Origin of the sequence: Roseibium sp. TrichSKD4 (assembly GCF_000148725.1) — a bacterium.
In the GTDB taxonomy this organism is placed as follows: domain Bacteria; phylum Pseudomonadota; class Alphaproteobacteria; order Rhizobiales; family Stappiaceae; genus Roseibium.
Map to the genome: position 1 here is coordinate 138,842 of NZ_GL476304.1, position 17,634 is coordinate 156,475.

At 53.8% G+C, this 17,634-nt stretch carries 14 protein-coding genes and 1 tRNA gene; 8 read left to right on the forward strand and 7 right to left on the reverse strand.

Annotation, left to right across the window (positions count from 1 at the left end):
* Nucleotides 1-5: 5 nt before the first annotated feature.
* The 5 genes from glp to TRICHSKD4_RS03570 are packed head-to-tail and all read right to left on the reverse strand — an operon-like array spanning nt 6 to nt 5,490.
* The gene (gene glp, locus TRICHSKD4_RS03550) at nt 6-1,208 is read right to left on the reverse strand and encodes a gephyrin-like molybdotransferase Glp (RefSeq protein ID WP_009466041.1); all 1,203 of its coding nucleotides are present in this window, start codon (nt 1,206-1,208) and stop codon (nt 6-8) included.
* A 1-nt stretch (nt 1,209) separates the two neighbouring features.
* Nucleotides 1,210-1,725: a cyclic pyranopterin monophosphate synthase MoaC gene (moaC, locus tag TRICHSKD4_RS03555; protein ID WP_009466042.1), complete on the reverse strand. Its 516-nt coding sequence runs from the start codon at nt 1,723-1,725 to the stop codon at nt 1,210-1,212.
* A gap of 4 nt (nt 1,726-1,729) precedes the next feature.
* Entirely contained in the window at nt 1,730-2,542 is an 813-nt protein-coding gene (gene trpC, locus TRICHSKD4_RS03560; protein ID WP_009466043.1) for an indole-3-glycerol phosphate synthase TrpC, read from the reverse strand.
* 3 nt (nt 2,543-2,545) lie between these two features.
* Nucleotides 2,546-3,559, reverse strand: coding sequence for an anthranilate phosphoribosyltransferase (gene trpD / locus TRICHSKD4_RS03565; RefSeq protein ID WP_009466044.1), 1,014 nt, complete (start codon nt 3,557-3,559; stop codon nt 2,546-2,548).
* Nucleotides 3,560-3,582: 23 nt separating this feature from the next.
* Nucleotides 3,583-5,490 carry a peptidylprolyl isomerase gene (locus TRICHSKD4_RS03570; RefSeq protein WP_009466045.1) on the reverse strand — a complete coding sequence of 636 codons (1,908 nt, stop codon included), beginning with the start codon at nt 5,488-5,490 and terminating at the stop codon, nt 3,583-3,585.
* A 229-nt stretch (nt 5,491-5,719) separates the two neighbouring features.
* Here TRICHSKD4_RS03570 and tpiA point away from each other — a divergent pair, with 229 nt between their 5' ends.
* The 6 genes from tpiA (at nt 5,720) to TRICHSKD4_RS03600 (ending at nt 14,070) form a co-directional block, all read left to right on the forward strand.
* The gene (tpiA, locus tag TRICHSKD4_RS03575; RefSeq protein ID WP_040616238.1) at nt 5,720-6,478 is read left to right on the forward strand and encodes a triose-phosphate isomerase; all 759 of its coding nucleotides are present in this window, start codon (nt 5,720-5,722) and stop codon (nt 6,476-6,478) included.
* 104 nt (nt 6,479-6,582) lie between these two features.
* Nucleotides 6,583-6,957, forward strand: a complete 375-nt coding sequence (gene secG / locus TRICHSKD4_RS03580; protein ID WP_009466048.1) for a preprotein translocase subunit SecG — start codon at nt 6,583-6,585, stop codon at nt 6,955-6,957.
* A 132-nt stretch (nt 6,958-7,089) separates the two neighbouring features.
* Entirely contained in the window at nt 7,090-8,718 is a 1,629-nt protein-coding gene (locus TRICHSKD4_RS03585) for a CTP synthase (protein WP_009466050.1), read from the forward strand.
* A 43-nt stretch (nt 8,719-8,761) separates the two neighbouring features.
* The gene (locus tag TRICHSKD4_RS03590; protein ID WP_009466051.1) at nt 8,762-9,580 is read left to right on the forward strand and encodes a VOC family protein; all 819 of its coding nucleotides are present in this window, start codon (nt 8,762-8,764) and stop codon (nt 9,578-9,580) included.
* A gap of 173 nt (nt 9,581-9,753) precedes the next feature.
* Nucleotides 9,754-10,908 (forward strand): efflux RND transporter periplasmic adaptor subunit, encoded by a 1,155-nt coding sequence (locus TRICHSKD4_RS03595; protein WP_009466052.1) that lies wholly within the window; start codon nt 9,754-9,756, stop codon nt 10,906-10,908.
* 6 nt (nt 10,909-10,914) lie between these two features.
* Nucleotides 10,915-14,070: an efflux RND transporter permease subunit gene (locus TRICHSKD4_RS03600; RefSeq protein ID WP_009466053.1), complete on the forward strand. Its 3,156-nt coding sequence runs from the start codon at nt 10,915-10,917 to the stop codon at nt 14,068-14,070.
* 73 nt (nt 14,071-14,143) lie between these two features.
* Here the strand turns inward: TRICHSKD4_RS03600 and TRICHSKD4_RS03605 are convergent, their stop codons facing one another.
* Complete coding sequence (locus TRICHSKD4_RS03605; protein WP_009466054.1) at nt 14,144-15,256, reverse strand: iron-containing alcohol dehydrogenase; 1,113 nt, start codon at nt 15,254-15,256, stop codon at nt 14,144-14,146.
* A gap of 113 nt (nt 15,257-15,369) precedes the next feature.
* On the opposite strand from TRICHSKD4_RS03605, the gene TRICHSKD4_RS03610 reads away from it, so the two are divergent.
* Nucleotides 15,370-16,494 carry an aminotransferase class V-fold PLP-dependent enzyme gene (locus tag TRICHSKD4_RS03610; protein WP_009466055.1) on the forward strand — a complete coding sequence of 375 codons (1,125 nt, stop codon included), beginning with the start codon at nt 15,370-15,372 and terminating at the stop codon, nt 16,492-16,494.
* A 67-nt stretch (nt 16,495-16,561) separates the two neighbouring features.
* Here TRICHSKD4_RS03610 and TRICHSKD4_RS03615 read toward each other — a convergent pair.
* Nucleotides 16,562-16,637, reverse strand: a tRNA-Lys gene (locus TRICHSKD4_RS03615).
* A 393-nt stretch (nt 16,638-17,030) separates the two neighbouring features.
* On the opposite strand from TRICHSKD4_RS03615, the gene TRICHSKD4_RS03620 reads away from it, so the two are divergent.
* On the forward strand, nt 17,031-17,324 hold the full coding sequence (locus TRICHSKD4_RS03620; RefSeq protein ID WP_040616137.1) for a hypothetical protein: 294 nt from the start codon (nt 17,031-17,033) through the stop codon (nt 17,322-17,324).
* The last annotated feature ends 310 nt before the right edge of the window (nt 17,325-17,634 follow it).

The following is a 17,634-nucleotide window of genomic DNA, read 5'->3' on the forward strand; positions in this document are numbered from 1 at the left end:
GGAGCTCAAAGCTTCAGGATTTTCACCTGATCACCCGCTTTTACAGCTGGGGCATGAGGTGGCCGGATGATGAGTGCGCCGGAATGGGCCAGCAGCGCTAGCATTGAGCTGTCTTGTCGTTTGAACGGCGTTGCAACCAATTGGCCGTTGTTATCGGTTTCCAGTTTGGCCCGAATATAATCTTGGCGCCGGTCGTTTTCCCCGAGGTCCGCGCCAAGAACAGCGGTGGTTTCCTCGCTCAGACGGCTTTCACCAAGCATGGCAGCCAGAAGCGGTTTCAAGAACAATAACCCGCAGACGAGACTGGAAACCGGATTGCCCGGCAGACCCAACACTTTGATGTCGCCCAAACGGCCCGCCATCAATGGCTTTCCCGGACGCATGGCAATGCGCCAGAACGCAAGGTCCATACCCTGTTCGCCGAGTACGTCCTGGACCAGATCATGGTCGCCAACAGATGCACCGCCAAGCGTGATGAGGACATCTACCTTGGAATCTATTGCTCGTGCCACATAGTTGGCCATAGCTTTGGGGTAATCCGGGGAAATGCCGAGATCAAGCGGGATACCACCGCAATCTTCAACCAGCCCGGCAATCCCGGCATGATTGGAAGCAATGATTTGATCGGGGCCCGGTTCACCGCCCGGGCGAACCAGTTCGTCGCCAGTCGCCAGCACTGCCACAACGGGCTTCCGAACAACGGGAAGGACCGCATGATTCATGGCCGCAGCCAAGGCAAGATCGCGGTAGTTGAGGGTCTTCCCGACTTTGATCAGAGTATCGCCCAAACTGAAATCAAGACCCGCGGCACGAACGAAGCGGCCTTTGGTTGGCGCTTCCACCACTCGGACTTGGTTTTCAGTGCGCTCGGCGTTTTCCTGAATGAGTATTGTGTCGGCACCTTCCGGAACCGGCGCTCCGGTGAAGATACGAACCGCTTCTCCTGTGCCGACAGCGCCTTGAAATGCATGACCGGCGGGAGCTTCGCCAATCACCGTCAGCCGAACATCGGGCTTGGCGGCGTCTTCATGCCGAACAGCATAACCATCCATGGCAGAGGCTGCAAAGGGGGGCTGGGTCAGTTTGGAAACGAGGTCTTGTGCGAGCTTCCGGCCGTTGGCCTCCTCCAGAGGCACCCATTCGCACTCTCTGGGAAGAATGTCATCCAGCAAGGCGAGAAGCGCGTCATCGACCGGCATCAAGCTCATATCAGGTTCCAACACCCGGTTTGGGACTGCTGTCATCCTTGTGCCAATGGCCGAACTTGCCGCCTTTTTTCTCAACAAGGCGAATTTCACCGATTTCCATAAATCGATCGACGGCTTTCGCCATATCGTAAACGGTGAGACAGGCAATAGAGCAAGCGGTCAGTGCTTCCATTTCAACGCCGGTTTGCCCGCTCACCTTTGTGGTGGCCAAAACGCGAATGCCCGGCAATTGCTCATCTACTTCAAGATCAATTGAGACCTTGGAGAGCATCAAAGGGTGGCACAGCGGGATTAATTCATGGGTCTTTTTGGCCGCCATGATCCCGGCAAGGCGAGCGGTTCCAAGGACGTCGCCCTTTTTGGCATTACCGGACTGAATGAGTTCAAGGGTTTCCGGCAACATCCGGATGCGGCCTTCGGCTGTCGCTGTGCGAGAGGTGACCTCCTTTTCCGACACATCGACCATATTGGCCGCGCCGCTCGCATCGATATGGGTCAGGCTCGGATCGGCACTCATAGGGCTATTCCGCTGCAGCTGTGGTCTGCTTGGTTAAAAGCGAGCGTGTCGCCGTTTCAACATCGGCCTGTCGCATCAAGCTCTCGCCAATCAGGAATGTTGAGATGCCTACTTTTGTCATTCGGTGAAGATCAGTTGGTGTGAAGAGACCAGATTCGCCGACGATAATTCGCTCGGCTGGAATTTGCGGTGCCAACTGTTCGCTTGTTTCGAGCTTCGTCTCAAACGTCTTCAAATTGCGATTGTTTATGCCAAGCAGCGGAGACGTGAGCTTGAGTGCCCGTTCCAGCTCCTCCGCATTGTGGACTTCCAGTAGGACATCCATTCCAAGGCCAAAAGCGGTGTCCTCAAGGGCCTTTGCAGTGGCATCATCAACAGCTGCAAGAATAATCAAAATGCAGTCCGCACCCCATGCCCGGGCCTCGTACACCTGATAGGTGTCATAAAGGAAGTCCTTGCGCAGCGCAGGCAGGGAAACCGCATTTTTGGCAGCGCCAAGGAACTCCGGTTTGCCTTGAAAAGATGGCGTATCCGTCAAGACAGACAGACACGCAGCACCACCAGCTTCATAGGCCTTGGCCAAGGCGGGCGGGTCGAAATATTCGCGGATCAAGCCTTTGGAAGGGCTCGCCTTTTTAATCTCGGCGATCAGCGCATAATCGCCCGCCGCCAATTTGGTCTCGATCGCTTTCTTGAAACCCCGGCAAGGCGCAACATCGGCGATTTGTGCCTTTAACTCATCAAGCGAAACAGCAGCTTTCGCCGCCGCGATCTCTTCCCGCTTATAAGCTTCGATTTTCTGGAGAATGTCTGCCATTTCTTATCCGTTCGAGATCGCAACGAGGCGCGCCAGATGATCAGCAGCAGCGCCTGTGTCAATTGCATTTGCGGCCTGCTCGACTCCGGCTTTCAGGTCGTCGACTTCACCAGCAACGATGAGGGAGGCTGCTGCATTTAACAGAACAACGTCCCGGTAGGCGTTTTTTTCACCCGCCAGAACCTTTTTAAGAGCTGCAGCATTTTCAGCCGGTTGGCCACCTTTAAGGTCTGCCAGGGTAGCACGCGGCAAGCCAACGGCTTCCGGGCTCACTTCAAACGACCGCATCTCGCCATCTTTCACTTCGGTTACGAAGGAAGGGCCGGTGGTTGTGATCTCGTCCATTCCATCAGAACCATGAACAACCCAAACATGTTCGGAGCCGAGGTTTTTCAGGGCTTCTGCAACAGGGTCGATCCACTTCTTGGCAAAGACGCCAACCATCTGTCGCTTAACACCTGCCGGGTTGGAAAGTGGACCAAGAAGATTGAAAATCGTTCGGGTTCCAAGTTCCATGCGGGTTGGGCCAACATGCTTCATGGCCGCGTGATGAAGCGGTGCAAACATGAAGCCGATTCCGGCACCTTCAATACACTCGGCGATCTTTTCAGGCCCGATATCAATGTTGATGCCGAGTTCAGAAAGAGCTTCTGCAGAGCCAGATTTGGAAGACAGCGACCTGTTGCCGTGCTTGGCAACCGGTACACCACAGCCAGCGACAACAATCGCCGTGCAAGTGGAAATGTTGTAGCTGCCGGAATTGTCCCCCCCAGTGCCGACAATATCGATGGCGTTAGCAGGGGCGGAGACCGGCAACATTTTGGAGCGCATGGTTGCAACTGCGCCGGTCACTTCGTCAACGGTTTCTCCGCGAACCCGAAGCGCCATTAGAAATCCACCGAGTTGCGATGGTGTCGCTGAGCCAGACAAGATGATGTCAAATGCCGCGCGGGCTTCCTGCTCATTCAAGCTGTGCCCGTCGGCAACTCTGGCAATCGTGTCTTTAAAGGTGGTCATCAGCGATACCGCGCACTCGTTGGTTACTGTGTTTGGCCAGACTGGTTGGAAAGACCAAGCACCAGCGCCACCGCGCCGTCATTGATCTCAACACCAGCGCGTTCCTCAATGCCGGAAACATACTGGCTAAGAAGGCTGTCCTGCATTTGGTTCGCCAACTGCATACCAAGTGCCTGAATGCCTTGTTCCTCGGCAAAGAAGGCTGGTATGTTGACCTTATTGACCTTTGCCACAACGCGGGCAGCAGAATCTGCCGCTTCTACAGCTGCAACAAGGCCTTCCGGTCCTGCAAATAGCTGCGTCAAACCATTACGACTAACCGCAAGGGACGTTGCTGTCCGTTTGACACCATCGTTGGTCTGAACAGTAAGGCCTGCAGTTTCGGCCAGCGCTTGCATGGTCTCGCCATTTTTGACGCGCTCGGCATAGTCATCAGCCATGTTTTCTAGGCGCTTTGCCAATTCGGCTTCTTTCCAGGCGTCGATCACCTTCTGGGTCACTTCGTCAAGCGTGCGCTCGCGAGCCGGAATAACCTCAGAAACTTCGTACCAGAGGAAACCACGATTACCGAGTTGAACCGGGTCATTTTCAACGCCTACGTCGGAAGAAAATACGCCGGAAATCAGCTCTACGGCATCCGGAAGGGAGACAGAATTCTCATCAAGCCCTTTTCCTGCGTGGTCAAACGCGTCAGGCATAGTCGTGGTCAGTTGAAGACGTTCGGCGACCTCTGCCAGCAAATCACCGCCAGCACGGGCATCTTCGATTTCATCGAGAAGATCGAGAACTTCACGCTCTGCCTGTTCTGCAGCAAGCAGAGCCTTGATATCAGCTTTTACATCATCAAATGGCTGAGTGGCCTCAGGCTGGATTTCAAGCACATTCACAATCGCAGTCGAAAAGCGACCATCGACCGGTTCACTGGTGCCACCGACAGAAAGTGAAAACGCAGCTTCTCCAACGGCTGTGTCCAGAAAATCTTCCTGAGCCATTAGGCCGAGATTGACGTCGTTGTCTGAAAGATTGCGCTCCGCCATCAACTCTTCAAACGTCGTACCATCGGAAAGCCGCTGAGAGGCTTCCGCAGCTTCAGCCGGGTCTTGAAACACGATCTGGCGGGCCCGGCGCTTCTCAGCCTCGAAATAACGTGACTTGTCGCGCTCGTATTCGTCAAGAGCCATGTCGTCGGAAATGTCTTCCGGACGAGCCAAGGCTTCTGGTGTCAGTTCAAGAAGCGTCACTTTCCGATATTCAGGAGCACGAAACGCGACCTTGTTTTCCTCAAAGTAGGCTTCCAGTGCGGCTTGATCTGGATCTTCAATCTCACCAACCTGCTCAGCAGTCAGAACGATCAGGCTGATATCGCGTGTTTCGTTCTCATAGGCGTTGAGCACTTCCAGATATGCTGTCGGGGCTGGCATATCGCCGGAAACGGCTTGAGCAATTTGCTGGCGCTCGGCGAATTCACGTTGCTGAATGACATATTCGTCTTCGCTCATACCGATGTTGCGCAACACCTGAGCGAGAAGCGCGCGGTCATACCCGCCGCCAGCACGCCGGAAATTGGGGTCATTTTGAATGATCCCGGCCAAATGGTCATCCGAAATGCCAAGATTTAATTCGCGGCCGGTCTCATTCAGGGCGGCTTCGGCAATCATCCGACCAAGGGTTTGCTGTGGAATCCCGAACTGGGCACCCTCAGTCGTTGAAAGCGGGCGACCCAACTGGCGGCCAAAGCGATTGAGATCCTGTCGATAGGCCCGATCAAAGGCAACGGTGGCGATTTCCGTTTCGCCGACCTTTGCGACCGTATTTTGTCCGAATCCGGAAAACACGTCCGCAACGCCCCAAACGGCGAAGCTGAAGACCAAAAGGGCAATGAATATCTTGGCAACCCAGGTGCCGGCGCCCTTGCGCAGCGCGTCGAGCATGTTTTCTCCCGTCGTTCTTTTTCTATCGGGCCTCAGGGTCGGCGCAACTTGCAGCCGGGCCTTGCCACTATTGGCAGGGCGCGCGGATCATAATGAGCATGGGGCAGGGGGGCAAGTGACAGAACAAGAAACTCTTTTCAGCAATTGCAACATGTGGAATTGAAACCTTCTCTTAGTTTTGCTCTAACCTCTGCCTTGTGAGTTTTTATGAGCTGGGATGAAGCGGGCAATGAGCGCAAATATCAAACCTTTGGTGGCTGGAAACTGGAAAATGAACGGGCTGAAAGCAGCGCTCAGTGAGTTCACCAAAATGTCGGAAGGCGTGACCCAAGATGTTTCGGCCAAGGTCGACACGATGATTTGCCCGCCCGCCACCTTGATATTTCCAATGGTAGAACTCGCGCAGAACGGATCAATTTCTGTCGGTGCGCAGGATTGTCATATGGCCGAAAAAGGCGCGCATACCGGGTGTTTGTCAGCGCAAATGCTCGCTGACGCAGGCGCTAGTGCCATTATTGTCGGTCATTCTGAACGACGCGCCGATCAGGGTGAAACAGATGATATGGTACGCGCCAAGGCCGAAGCAGCTTGGTCCGTGGGGGCAACAGCCATCATTTGCGTTGGTGAAACGGAAGCTGAACGAAAGGCCGGCGAGGCGGTGAAAGTGGTTGCTGGTCAATTGGCAGGCTCGGTTCCTGATGGGGCCAATGCTACCAACACCGTGATTGCGTACGAACCGGTTTGGGCGATTGGTACAGGATTGACGCCAACTGCTGAAGATGTCGCCGATATGCATTCAGCTATCCGAGCTAAACTTGTGGATCGTTTTGGTGAGGCGGCAAATCAAGTTCGCATTTTGTACGGCGGCTCCGTGAAGCCCAGCAACGCAGCGGAGTTGATGGCTGTTGAGAACGTCAATGGGGCGCTCGTCGGGGGCGCAAGCCTTAAGGCCGAGGACTTCCTCGGCATCTTGGCGGCCTATAAATAGGCGTTCTTGCATCTGCCTTTCAGAAAACACATATGGAAGGGTGGTCAGGCGCGCTGGACTGGTGTAGAAGGCCGCAAACTTTCAGCAACTAGATATGGTATTCCATGGAAACCGTAGTCATCGTCATTCATCTGATGATCGTCCTCGCGCTTGTGCTTGTGGTGCTTCTGCAGCGCTCTGAAGGCGGCGCGCTGGGTATCGGCGGCGGCGGCGGCGGCGGCATGATGTCCGCACGCGGCACCGCAAACGTCTTGACCCGTGCAACCGCAATTTTGGCCGTTGCGTTCTTCATCACATCTTTGAGCCTTAGCCTGATTGCAAAGAACGAAGACCGTCCGTCTTCGATCCTTGATGCGACAAGCCCGGCCGCTAGCGATAGCGCGCCCACAACGGCTGACGGCGAATCAGGTGGTGGAATTCTCGATGCTCTGAAAGAGCAAAGTCAGCCGTCTGGCCCTCAGGTTCCCGCCGCGCAGTAACATGCGCCAGCGGACTTCAACTTAAACGCACAAAAAATATGCCCTGCAGGCACCTCGCAGGGCACTTTTCTTGTTCCTAATGAAAACTCCCGAGTGGTCAGATGACCCTCGGCAAGGATATGGTATTGCTCCATGGCGCGATACATCTTCATCACTGGCGGCGTGGTTTCCTCGCTCGGCAAAGGTCTGGCTTCAGCGGCGCTCGGCGCTCTGCTCCAGGCACGCGGCTACAAGGTACGCCTTCGTAAGCTTGACCCTTATCTGAATGTCGATCCGGGCACGATGAGCCCGTATCAGCACGGCGAGTGTTTTGTGACCGATGACGGGGCAGAGACAGATCTGGACCTAGGGCACTATGAACGCTTTACAGGTCGTCCGGCCAACCAGCAGGACAACATTACCACGGGCCGCATTTATCAGGACATCATCGCCAAGGAGCGGCGCGGTGATTATCTTGGCGGCACAGTGCAGGTCGTTCCGCATGTGACTGATGCCATCAAGAACTTCGTGCTCGACGGCAATGAGGACTATGACTTCGTTCTGGTTGAAATCGGTGGCACGGTTGGTGACATTGAGGGTCTTCCGTTTTTCGAGGCCATTCGCCAGCTCGGCAACGATCTTCCACGCGGCGACGCGATTTACATTCACCTGACGCTTATGCCGTTCATTGCGGCTGCCGGAGAAATGAAAACCAAGCCGACGCAGCACTCCGTCAAGGAGCTGCGGTCGATCGGTATTCAGCCCGACATTTTGATGGTTCGTTGTGATCGTCCCATTCCCGAGAACGAACGTCGCAAACTGTCCTTGTTCTGTAATGTGCGCGAAGGCGCGGTCATTCCCGCCTATGACGTCAAGTCGATCTACGATGTGCCGATTGCCTATCACAAGGAAGGCCTCGACAACGAAGTTCTCGCTGCCTTTGGCTTAAAGGGGACGCCCGCGCCAGTTCTTGATCGCTGGAAAGGAATTTCCGATGCCGTGGCCAACCCGGAAGGCGAGGTCAATATCGCAATTGTAGGCAAATACACGGTGCTGAAAGACGCCTACAAGTCGCTCATTGAAGCACTTGTGCACGGCGGCATCGCCAACCGGGTCAAAGTGAACCTCGAGTGGATCGAATCAGAGATCTTTGAAAAGGAAGATCCGGTTCCGCATCTGGAAGGTGTTCACGGCATTCTGGTACCGGGCGGCTTTGGTGAGCGTGGCGCAGAAGGCAAAATTGCCGCAGCCCGTTTTGCACGAACGCAGAAAATTCCGTATTTCGGCATTTGTTTTGGGATGCAAATGGCAGTACTTGAAGCCGCACGCCATCTGGCTGGTATCGAGAAAGCCAATTCAACGGAATTTGGTCCAGCAGAAGAACCCGTTGTTGGTTTGATGACTGAATGGACCAAAGGCAATGAGAAAGAAACCCGTAACGCAGATGGTGATTTGGGTGGCACCATGCGTCTTGGCGCATATCAAGCCGCGCTGAAGCCCGGCTCCAAGATCGCGGAGATTTACGGCGCGACGACCGTTTCTGAACGCCACCGACATCGCTATGAAGTCAACATCGGCTACCGGGAACAGCTGGAAAACTGCGGGCTAATCTTTGCCGGTACGTCGCCAGACGGCATTCTGCCAGAAACTGTCGAAATTGCGGATCACCCGTGGTTTATCGGTGTTCAGTACCACCCGGAACTGAAGTCCAGACCGTTTGAGCCGCACCCATTGTTCGCTTCATTCATAGGCGCAGCTGTTCATCAAAGTCGCCTCGTCTAGAGGCGGCTTCTCCAATGAACTGGTAGGGATGAGGCGAGGCAGGATGGCTCGAGGACTGGATCACATTGTTCAAGTCGTCAAGGATTTGGACAAGACGGCGGAAGCTTACGAGGAGCTTGGGTTCACTGTCACGCCGACCAATCATCATGATTGGGGGACGTCTAACCGTCTGGTTCAACTCGACGGATTTTTCATTGAAATCCTGGCTGTTCGTGATGAGAGCCTGATAGCAGAGCACGCAAATACCAGCTTTTCTTTCGGTGCCTATAATCGCAACTTTCTGAGAAAGCGCGAAGGCGCGGCGATGCTGGTACTGGACAGCAAAAACCCGGTTCAGGATCAAGCCGACTTTAAACGATTGGGCCTGACGACCTATGATCCGTTTTCTTTTGAGCGCATTGCCAACCTGAAAGATGGATCGACTGCCAAGGTAGGCTTCGACCTGACCTTTACATCCACCGACATCGCACCGGCACTTGGCTTTTTCACCTGTCACAACAGGTATCCGGATACGTTTTGGCGCACGGAGTTTCAAACGCATCCCAATGGTGCAAAATCCATCGAGGAAATCGTCTTTGTTGCGGATGACCCTTCAGACCTCCATGAATTTTTGGGCGGGTTCACCGGACAGAGATTGATGCGGGCGACCAGTCTGGGACTGGAGATGAAAACAGCGCGTGGCACAATCCGCGTTCTTACAGCTGCTGCATATCAAGGCCTCTATTCCGCTGACGCACCTGAGCTGGACCTGTCAAGCGGTCCGCAAATTGCCGCTATGAGAATCGGGGGTTTGCCCAATGCCGAGATTTCCGAAGAATCGAATGCCATGATCGGTGGGATGCGAATCCTCCTCACGAAGTGATCTCGCGGTCCATGATTATCTGTTCCAAAAATGCGACAGTTATTGTGCGCTGACGAAAAGTACTGTCAAACGTGCAAGGCAACACTTGTGATTTTGAACAGATAAAGGGTAGGGTTGCGGCACGAAGGCAGCTATTTCGCTGCCAGCATTATTTCGTCGGAGCTTCCCCCTCGATGTTCAACAAACACTTTTCAATTCCGCACAAGACACTGATTTTGAGCGGCGTGATGGCACTGGCACTTGCCGGTTGTAATGACGATAGCAAACAGGCCGCTCCCGAAGCTCCGCCTCCCTCCGTTACAGTAGCTGCAGCTCAGAACAAGGATGTTCGCCAGAGCGTACAGTTTGTCGGACAAATTGCAGCCGTCGATGAGGTCGCTCTGATCGCGCGCGTTTCCGGTTTCCTGAACTCCAAGGAAGTTCCGGATGGCGCGACCGTGAAAGAGGGTGACCTTCTCTTTACGATCGAAAAGTCGCAATACGAAGCAGCTCTTGAAAGCGCCAAGGCCGATCTTGCAAGCGCCAAGGCGGATGCAGCGCTGAAAGCTGCAGATGAAAAGCGAGACAAAGATCTGCTTGAAAAAGGACATGTCTCGGAAGCTGCATATGAAGCGACGCTAGCGCAAAAACAACAAGCTGAAGCGTCCGTCGATGCAAGAAGCGCCGCGTTGAAACAAGCGGAACTCAACCTTGGTTATACAGACATCAAGGCACCGTTCCCGGGTCAGATTGGTAAATCAACCTACAGCGTTGGGGAGGTCGTCGGCCCGAGCACACAGCCTCTTGCAAAGCTGATCCGCAAGGCTCCAGTCTATGTGAACTTCTCCGTCAGTGACGCTCAGTATCTTAATGCGGTGAAAGAGCACGGCATCACGGCTGAGGATATCGATCCGAAAACAGCACCTGACCTCAGCCTTATTCTTCCAAACGGTGAAAAGTATGGCGAAAAGGGCCGGATCGTCTTCATTGACAACACAGTTGATGCAACCACAGGAACGGTTTCGTTCCGCGGCGAGTTCGACAACAAGGACGCTACGTTGCTTCCTGGCACATACGTGTGTGTAATTATCGAAGCACCGCAGGAAACAACAGCCCTTGTCATCCCGCAGGCTGCCATCCAGCGGGATCAAAAAGGTGATTTTGTTCTCGTTGTTGGAAGCGAAGAAACCGTTGAACAGCGTTATGTCAAACTTGGCGATCAGGTTGATGGCGACTTCATCGTGTCCGATGGCCTGCAAGAAGGTGAGCGGATCATTGTCCAGGGGCTCCAAAAAGTCCGTCCGGGCGTGCCGGTAAACGCGGTACTAGCCGCCAAGCCGGTGGAGTAAGCCTCAATGTTCTCGCAGTTTTTCATCTACCGGCCCAAATTCGCGCTGGTGATCTCGCTCGTTATTTCCATCGCCGGCGTTCTTGGTTATCTCGCGCTTCCCGTTGAACAGTTTCCAGATATCACACCGCCTGTTGTAAATGTCTCTGCCAGCTACACAGGTGCCAGCGCCGAAGTGCTTGAGGAAACGGTAGCTGCGCCCATTGAGGCGCAGGTCAACGGCGTGGATGACATGATCTATATGTCCTCCAACAGCGCAGACAGTGGCAACTATTCGCTCAATGTGACCTTTGCCGTTGGCACGGACCCCGACATTGCCACGGTGAATGTGCAAAACAGGGTGTCGCAGGCGACAAGCCAGCTTCCAAGTGAAGTGACAGCAACCGGCGTGACCGTTCAAAAAGCCTCAACCAACATGTTGATGGTAATTACGCTGTTTTCGCCGAACAGCTCCTATGACGAAGTGTTTTTGTCGAACTACGCTTCGATCAACATGAAGGATGCTCTTGCGCGTGTTCAGGGCGTCGGCAAGGCGGACGTCATGACCGACTTCGCGTACGCCATGCGCATTTGGTTGGATCCAGACCGTCTGGCAAGCCTTGGAATGGCCCCGACTGATTTTATCGCAGCCATTCGCGATCAAAACATTCAGGTGGCAGCTGGTCAGATCGGCGCACCTCCGGTTCCAGATGGACAACAGTTCCAATACACGATCAAGGCCAAGGGCCGCCTAACGACCGTAGAGGATTTTGAAAACATCATTTTGCGCACCGGCCAAGATGGTGCCGTGGTGACGATCGGGGATGTTGCACGGGTCGAACGAGACGCTCAATTCTACAATGCCAGTGGTCAGTTTAACGGGCAGCCGTCAACGGTTCTGGCCGTGTATCAGGCACCGGGAGCTAACGCTGTTGCTGTAGCTGCTGCTGTTAAAGAGCGCCTGGAAAGCCTGTCTCAGTCCTTCCCGGATGACATGGAATACGAAATTCCATTCGACACTACAGTGTTTGTGGAACAGTCCCTTAACGACGTCATCGAGACTCTGTTTGTCACCTTCATTCTTGTGGTGACAGTGGTGTTCATCTTTCTGGGCAACTGGCGAGCAACCATCATTCCAACCGTGGCCATTCCGGTATCGCTCATCGGAACCTTCGGCGTGCTGCTCGCACTCGGAATGTCGCTGAACACAATCTCGTTGTTCGCGCTTGTACTTGCCATCGGCATCGTGGTGGATGACGCTATTGTCGTCGTTGAAAACGTCGAGCGTCTGATTGCGGACGAGGGGTTATCTCCTCAAGAGGCCACTGCCAAAGCGATGACCCAGATCACAGGACCGGTCATTGCAACAACACTTGTTCTGTTGGCGGTGTTTGTTCCAACTATCTTCATGCCGGGCATCACGGGTCGCCTCTACTCGCAGTTTGCGGTCACCATTTCCGTTTCCGTGATTATTTCTTCAATCAACGCGTTGACGCTGTCACCCGCGCTCTGCGGCCTCATTCTGCGGCCACGCTCCGGCCCAGCCCGCGGATTGTTGGCGGTTTTCGAAGGCGGCATTGGCGCGGCTCGAAATGGCTACACGGCGCTCATTCGCAGACTGGTTCGCGTGTCGTTTATGGGGTTGGTTGCAGTCGCTGGAGTCATCGTGGCAATTGGCTACTTCGGCAAAGAACTCCCTCAGGGCTTCCTGCCTTTGGAAGACCAAGGCTATCTCATGGTCGACGTTCAACTGCCCGATGGCGCATCGTTGGAGCGGACCGAGGGTGTTACCCAGCAGGTGGTTGAGATTGCCAAGAATACCCCGGGCGTTGAAAACGTGACTGTCGTGAACGGCTTTTCGATTCTGAATTCGGCCCTTTCGTCCAATTCGGCTCTTGTGATTGCAACGATGACGAATTGGCAGGAGCGCCAAGACCCGGACCTCGGGATCAACGCGATCCTCGCCAAATTCTGGGGGCAGTTCTCGACTATTCCGGGAGCGAACATTATTTCATTCAATCCACCACCGATTCCGGGTCTCGGAACTACGGGCGGTGTTGAGATGATCGTTCAGCAAACAGGGGGGGGAACTCCGCAAGACCTATCCTCAGCTATTGGGTCGTTGGTCTACACTGCAAATCAGAACTCAGAGATTGCGCAGGCCTATTCCACCTATCGAGCCAATGTTCCACAAATCTTCGTGGATTTGGACCGTGAGAAGGCCAAGACGCTTGGCGTGAACGTGGCGGATGTATTCACGACGCTGCAGGCCTATCTTGGTTCCTTCTATGTCAATGATTTCAATCTCTTTGGCAGAGTTTATCGCGTAATGGTTCAAGCAGAGGGTGAGTTCCGTAACAAGGCCGATGATATTGGTCGTCTTTATGTTCGGACAGGCGACGGAACCATGGTTCCAATGCGAACCTTGATGACCACCGAAAACGTTCTGGGGCCGCAAACACTCACCCGGTACAATATGTTCCGCTCTGCCAGCGTAAATGCTGAGCCGGCGCCAGGCGCATCCACAGGCGTGATCATCAACGCCATGGAAGCAGGGGCAACAGAAGCACTGCCATCAGGCTATGCCTATGAGTGGACGGGAACAGCGTTGCAGCAGCAAGGGACCGGTAATCTCGTTCTGTTCATCCTGATGCTGGCTATCCTCTTCGCCTATCTCTTCCTCGTGGCCCAATATGAAAGCTGGACCATGCCGGTGGCGATTTTGATGTCCGTAACGGTGGCGATGTTGGGCGCGTTTGTAGCGGTCTTTGTGACGGGCGGAGACGTCAATCTCTATACACAGATTGGTATGATCATGCTTGTCGGCCTTGGTGCGAAAAACGCCATTTTGATTGTCGAATTCGCCATGGAGCAAAGGGCCTCCGGGAAGTCGATCAAGGACGCCGCGATTGAGGCCGGACACTTGCGTTTCCGCGCGGTGATGATGACGGCTCTGTCCTTCCTGCTGGGCGTGGTCCCACTGATGACCGCCTCAAGCGCTGGTGCTGCCAGTCAGAACGCGATTGGATTTGCCGTCTTTGGGGGAATGCTGTTTGCAACGGTGTTTGGGGTCATTCTGATCCCGGTTCTTTTCGTGGTCATGCAAACCATGCGGGAAAAGGTCAAAGCGATGATGGGCGGTGGTAACGCAAATAAAGCACCACCAGCAGCACCTGCCGAATAACGCAGATATTTGATCCCGCAAACAATAAGGCCCGCGAGCGTTCGCGGGCCTTTCACTTTCAGATGTGAGACGTCTAAAAGACCTCCTCCAAAATGGCGCGATAGTCATTTTCATCTGCCTGACGGGGGTTGGTGGCGTGGCAGTGGTCAAGGAGGGCGGCTTTTGCGACCTCATCCACATGCGCTCCAGTGACGCCCAAGTCTGAAAGCCGATTTGGAATACCAATTTGCCGGTTCAGGGCATCAATCACCTGATCTGGCTCCCCATCAAGGATCTCAGTCAGGCGATCCCATTTCGCTCCTATCTCGGATTTGTTGAACCGAAGCACCGGTGGCATCAGGATCGCATTCAACGTTCCGTGATGCAGATTAACGTCTTTCACCGCCCCAAGAGGATGGGTAAGAGCGTGAACGGCTCCCAGCCCTTTTTGAAAAGCAAGCGCGCCTTCCATGGAGGCCATCATCATGTCCCAGCGGGCCTGTTGGTCGGTGCCGTCCTTTACCGCTCGTGGCAGCGCTGCAAAACCGCGGACCAGTCCTTCCAATGCGATTGCGTCCGCCGGTGGGTTGATCGAGGGCGCCATATAGGTCTCAAGGCAATGGGAGATGGCATCCATGCCCGTGGCGGCTGTGAGACCAGCCGGTAGACCGGTTGTCAGGGTTGGGTCACAAAGGGCAACGGAGGGTAAGTTGTGTGGGGACAGAACCCCGAGCTTCTGGCCATCTGAAAAGTTGATCACCGCCCCTCGGCCAACTTCGGAGCCTGTGCCTGCCGTTGTCGGGATCGCGATAAGAGGCGGCATGTTGCCATGAATTCGGGGGATGCCGCCTTCAATCGCTGCATATTCAACCAAGGGCCCCTCGTGAGAGACCCGCAGACGAACCCCTTTGGCAAGATCCAGCGAAGAGCCGCCGCCGAAAGCTATCACCCCATCGCAATTTCGTTTTGAGTAAACCTGTCCAGCTTCTTCAATAGCCGCTTCTGTCGGATTGGATGGAGTGCCGTCAAACAGCTGCATGTTGCTTGGAACAAGCGACAGCAGCTGATCGAAGATCGGCGTTGCTGCAATACCTTTATCGGTCACAACCAGCGGTCGCTCGATTTTCAGAGACTTCAGCTCCCGCGGCAACAATCTGAGAGCACCGAAATCGAATTCCACCCGCGTGAGATAGTTGATTGTTGCCATGTGGTGTCCCTTGGTAAATGTTTGATCAGCCGTTTTGCCAAGATGGATTTGGTTTGATCCAGAAGCAAATGCGAAAATTCTAAAACAGCCCGTTTGGGGAGCACACCACCAATATGATCCCGGTCCAGCGTCACCTGTTCGATATTCCCGAAGATGTTGCCTATTTGAACTGTGCCTACATGGGGCCTTTGATGAAGTCTGTCGCTGCAGCTGCTGAGGAGGGGGCACGGCGAAAAGCACAGCCCTGGACAATCAAGCCAGCTGACTTCTTTGAAACACCTGAACGCGTTCGTGGTCTTGTGGCCCAACTCATGAATGCAACAGCAGATCATATTGCGATTGTTCCCTCTGCAAGTTATGGCCTCGCTGTTGCAGCTAAAAACCTGCCGGTGAAAGCGGGTGAAGAAATTGTTCTTGCTGCCGATCAGTTTCCATCCAATCGTCACATTTGGGCGAAAATCGCTGCCGAAACGGGTGCGAGACTTGTATTGGCAGACGGCGAAGACCTGACCGAGGCATTTGTTTCCTGCATCAATGAACGCACCTCAATTGTTGCAGCCGCCGCGTGTCGGTGGACCGATGGCCGAAAAATAGACCTGTTGGAGGTATCGAAAGCGTGCAGACAAAACAATGCAGCGCTAGTTTTGGACCTGACCCAGTCGTTGGGCGCTCAACCGTTCAGTGTTTCGGGGATCGATCCGGACTTCGTAATTGCTGCGACCTACAAATGGCTGCTCGGTCCCTATAGCTGCGGTGTGCTCTATGTCGCCGACCGTCACTTTGATGGAGAGCCGTTGGAAGAAGGGTGGATGAATCGGGCGGGTGCAGAGAATTTCGCCAACCTTGTGGACTACAGCGATACATATCGTGCAGGGGCCCGTCGTTTCGACATGGGTGAAGTTGCTAATTTTGCTGCACTTCCTGCCGTTGCGTCGGCTCTTGCACAGATAAATGACTGGTCTGTGGATAACCTTTATTCGACACTTTCCCAAAGAAACCTGTATCTCGTGGAGCGGGCAAAAGGCTTGGGATTAGTCCCGGTGTCAGAAATCGAGAGAGCAGGGCACTTTTTGACGCTTGGTTTGCAAGATTCGGCTCCTGCGGATTTGGTGCAACGATTGGCGTCAGACAATGTCTATGTTTCCCAACGTGGCCGTTCGTTGCGAATTACGCCGCACGTCTGGACCACACCTTCCGACGAAGACAGGCTCTTTAAAGCGCTAGAGCGTCATATCTAGAGGATCGAAAACCCCTTGTTAATCAGGGGGGGGGAACCATTCCAGTAACTGAATTCTTGGGGAGGAATGGTGAGCCGACAGGGGTTCGAACCCTGGACCTACTGATTAAAAGTCAGTTGCTCTACCAGCTGAGCTATCGGCTCTCTCATTGAGAGTTTTGGAACGTCTTTGGAACCGCTCCTGCGAGGCAGTTTGTTGCGCCCCGTTGATGTGGCGTGTGTTTATGCCGGGCTGGTTTCAGATGCAAGAGGAAATTTGAATATTTTTTTGTTATTCCACTGCCTAGGTAAAACCTACAATGAATATCTTGTAATTCTCAAACAATTGAAGGTCGTTAATAATATATTGCGTTTGTCGGTATTGAATCGAAGAGTTATTTGATGAATAACCATGTTGATGGTAGTTCAGCCCGATCATGAATTTCATGTGAGGCATTTCGCGAACCGGGGAATGTGCACTCCCCAGGCAAACAGAAATGCAAATTCGAATAGACGTTCAAAGAAAACGTCCTCGATAATACATAGAAGAGAGGTACGATGTCGTACTACCAAACAGAGGGCGAAGTGAGCACGGTGGAGCTCGATTTCGTCAAGGGACACATCGCTGCGACGATGGCCCTCATCCACGGGATGATAGAACAGGATGTTCTGGATCGCCATCAACTTGATGCGTTTTTTGCCGGTTTTGTAAGTCAGTTGCCGCACACTCGTGAAACCATGAGCCTGCGCTTGATCATTGATCAATGGCGCAAGGGTCTTCGTGATGGTGAAGAGGAAGCGGGCCTACGTGGCAAACTCTTTGAAGTTATCAATGGCGGAAAGGCCTGCTAAAAGCAGCTGCATTGCACAACATTAAAAGAAGCCAGCCTGACATCTGACTGATGTGGCTGGCTTTTTTTATGGTGCATATGCAAAAAGGTACGAAACCGGTTTCGCAATTCATGCGGGCAATTATGTTGTAATCCCGACATCAATTTCTGTTTTTTCCCAAAAGTTGCATCTAGGGTCAGGACCCATTAATTTGGATGGAATGGTAGGGATGAATTTGTTCGGATACGAGGCGCAAGGCTGAAGGAAACCGTCCGGTTTTCAAAGATTTGCAACGACGTTGCCGGCCACATTCACCCTATCCCGCAGGGAC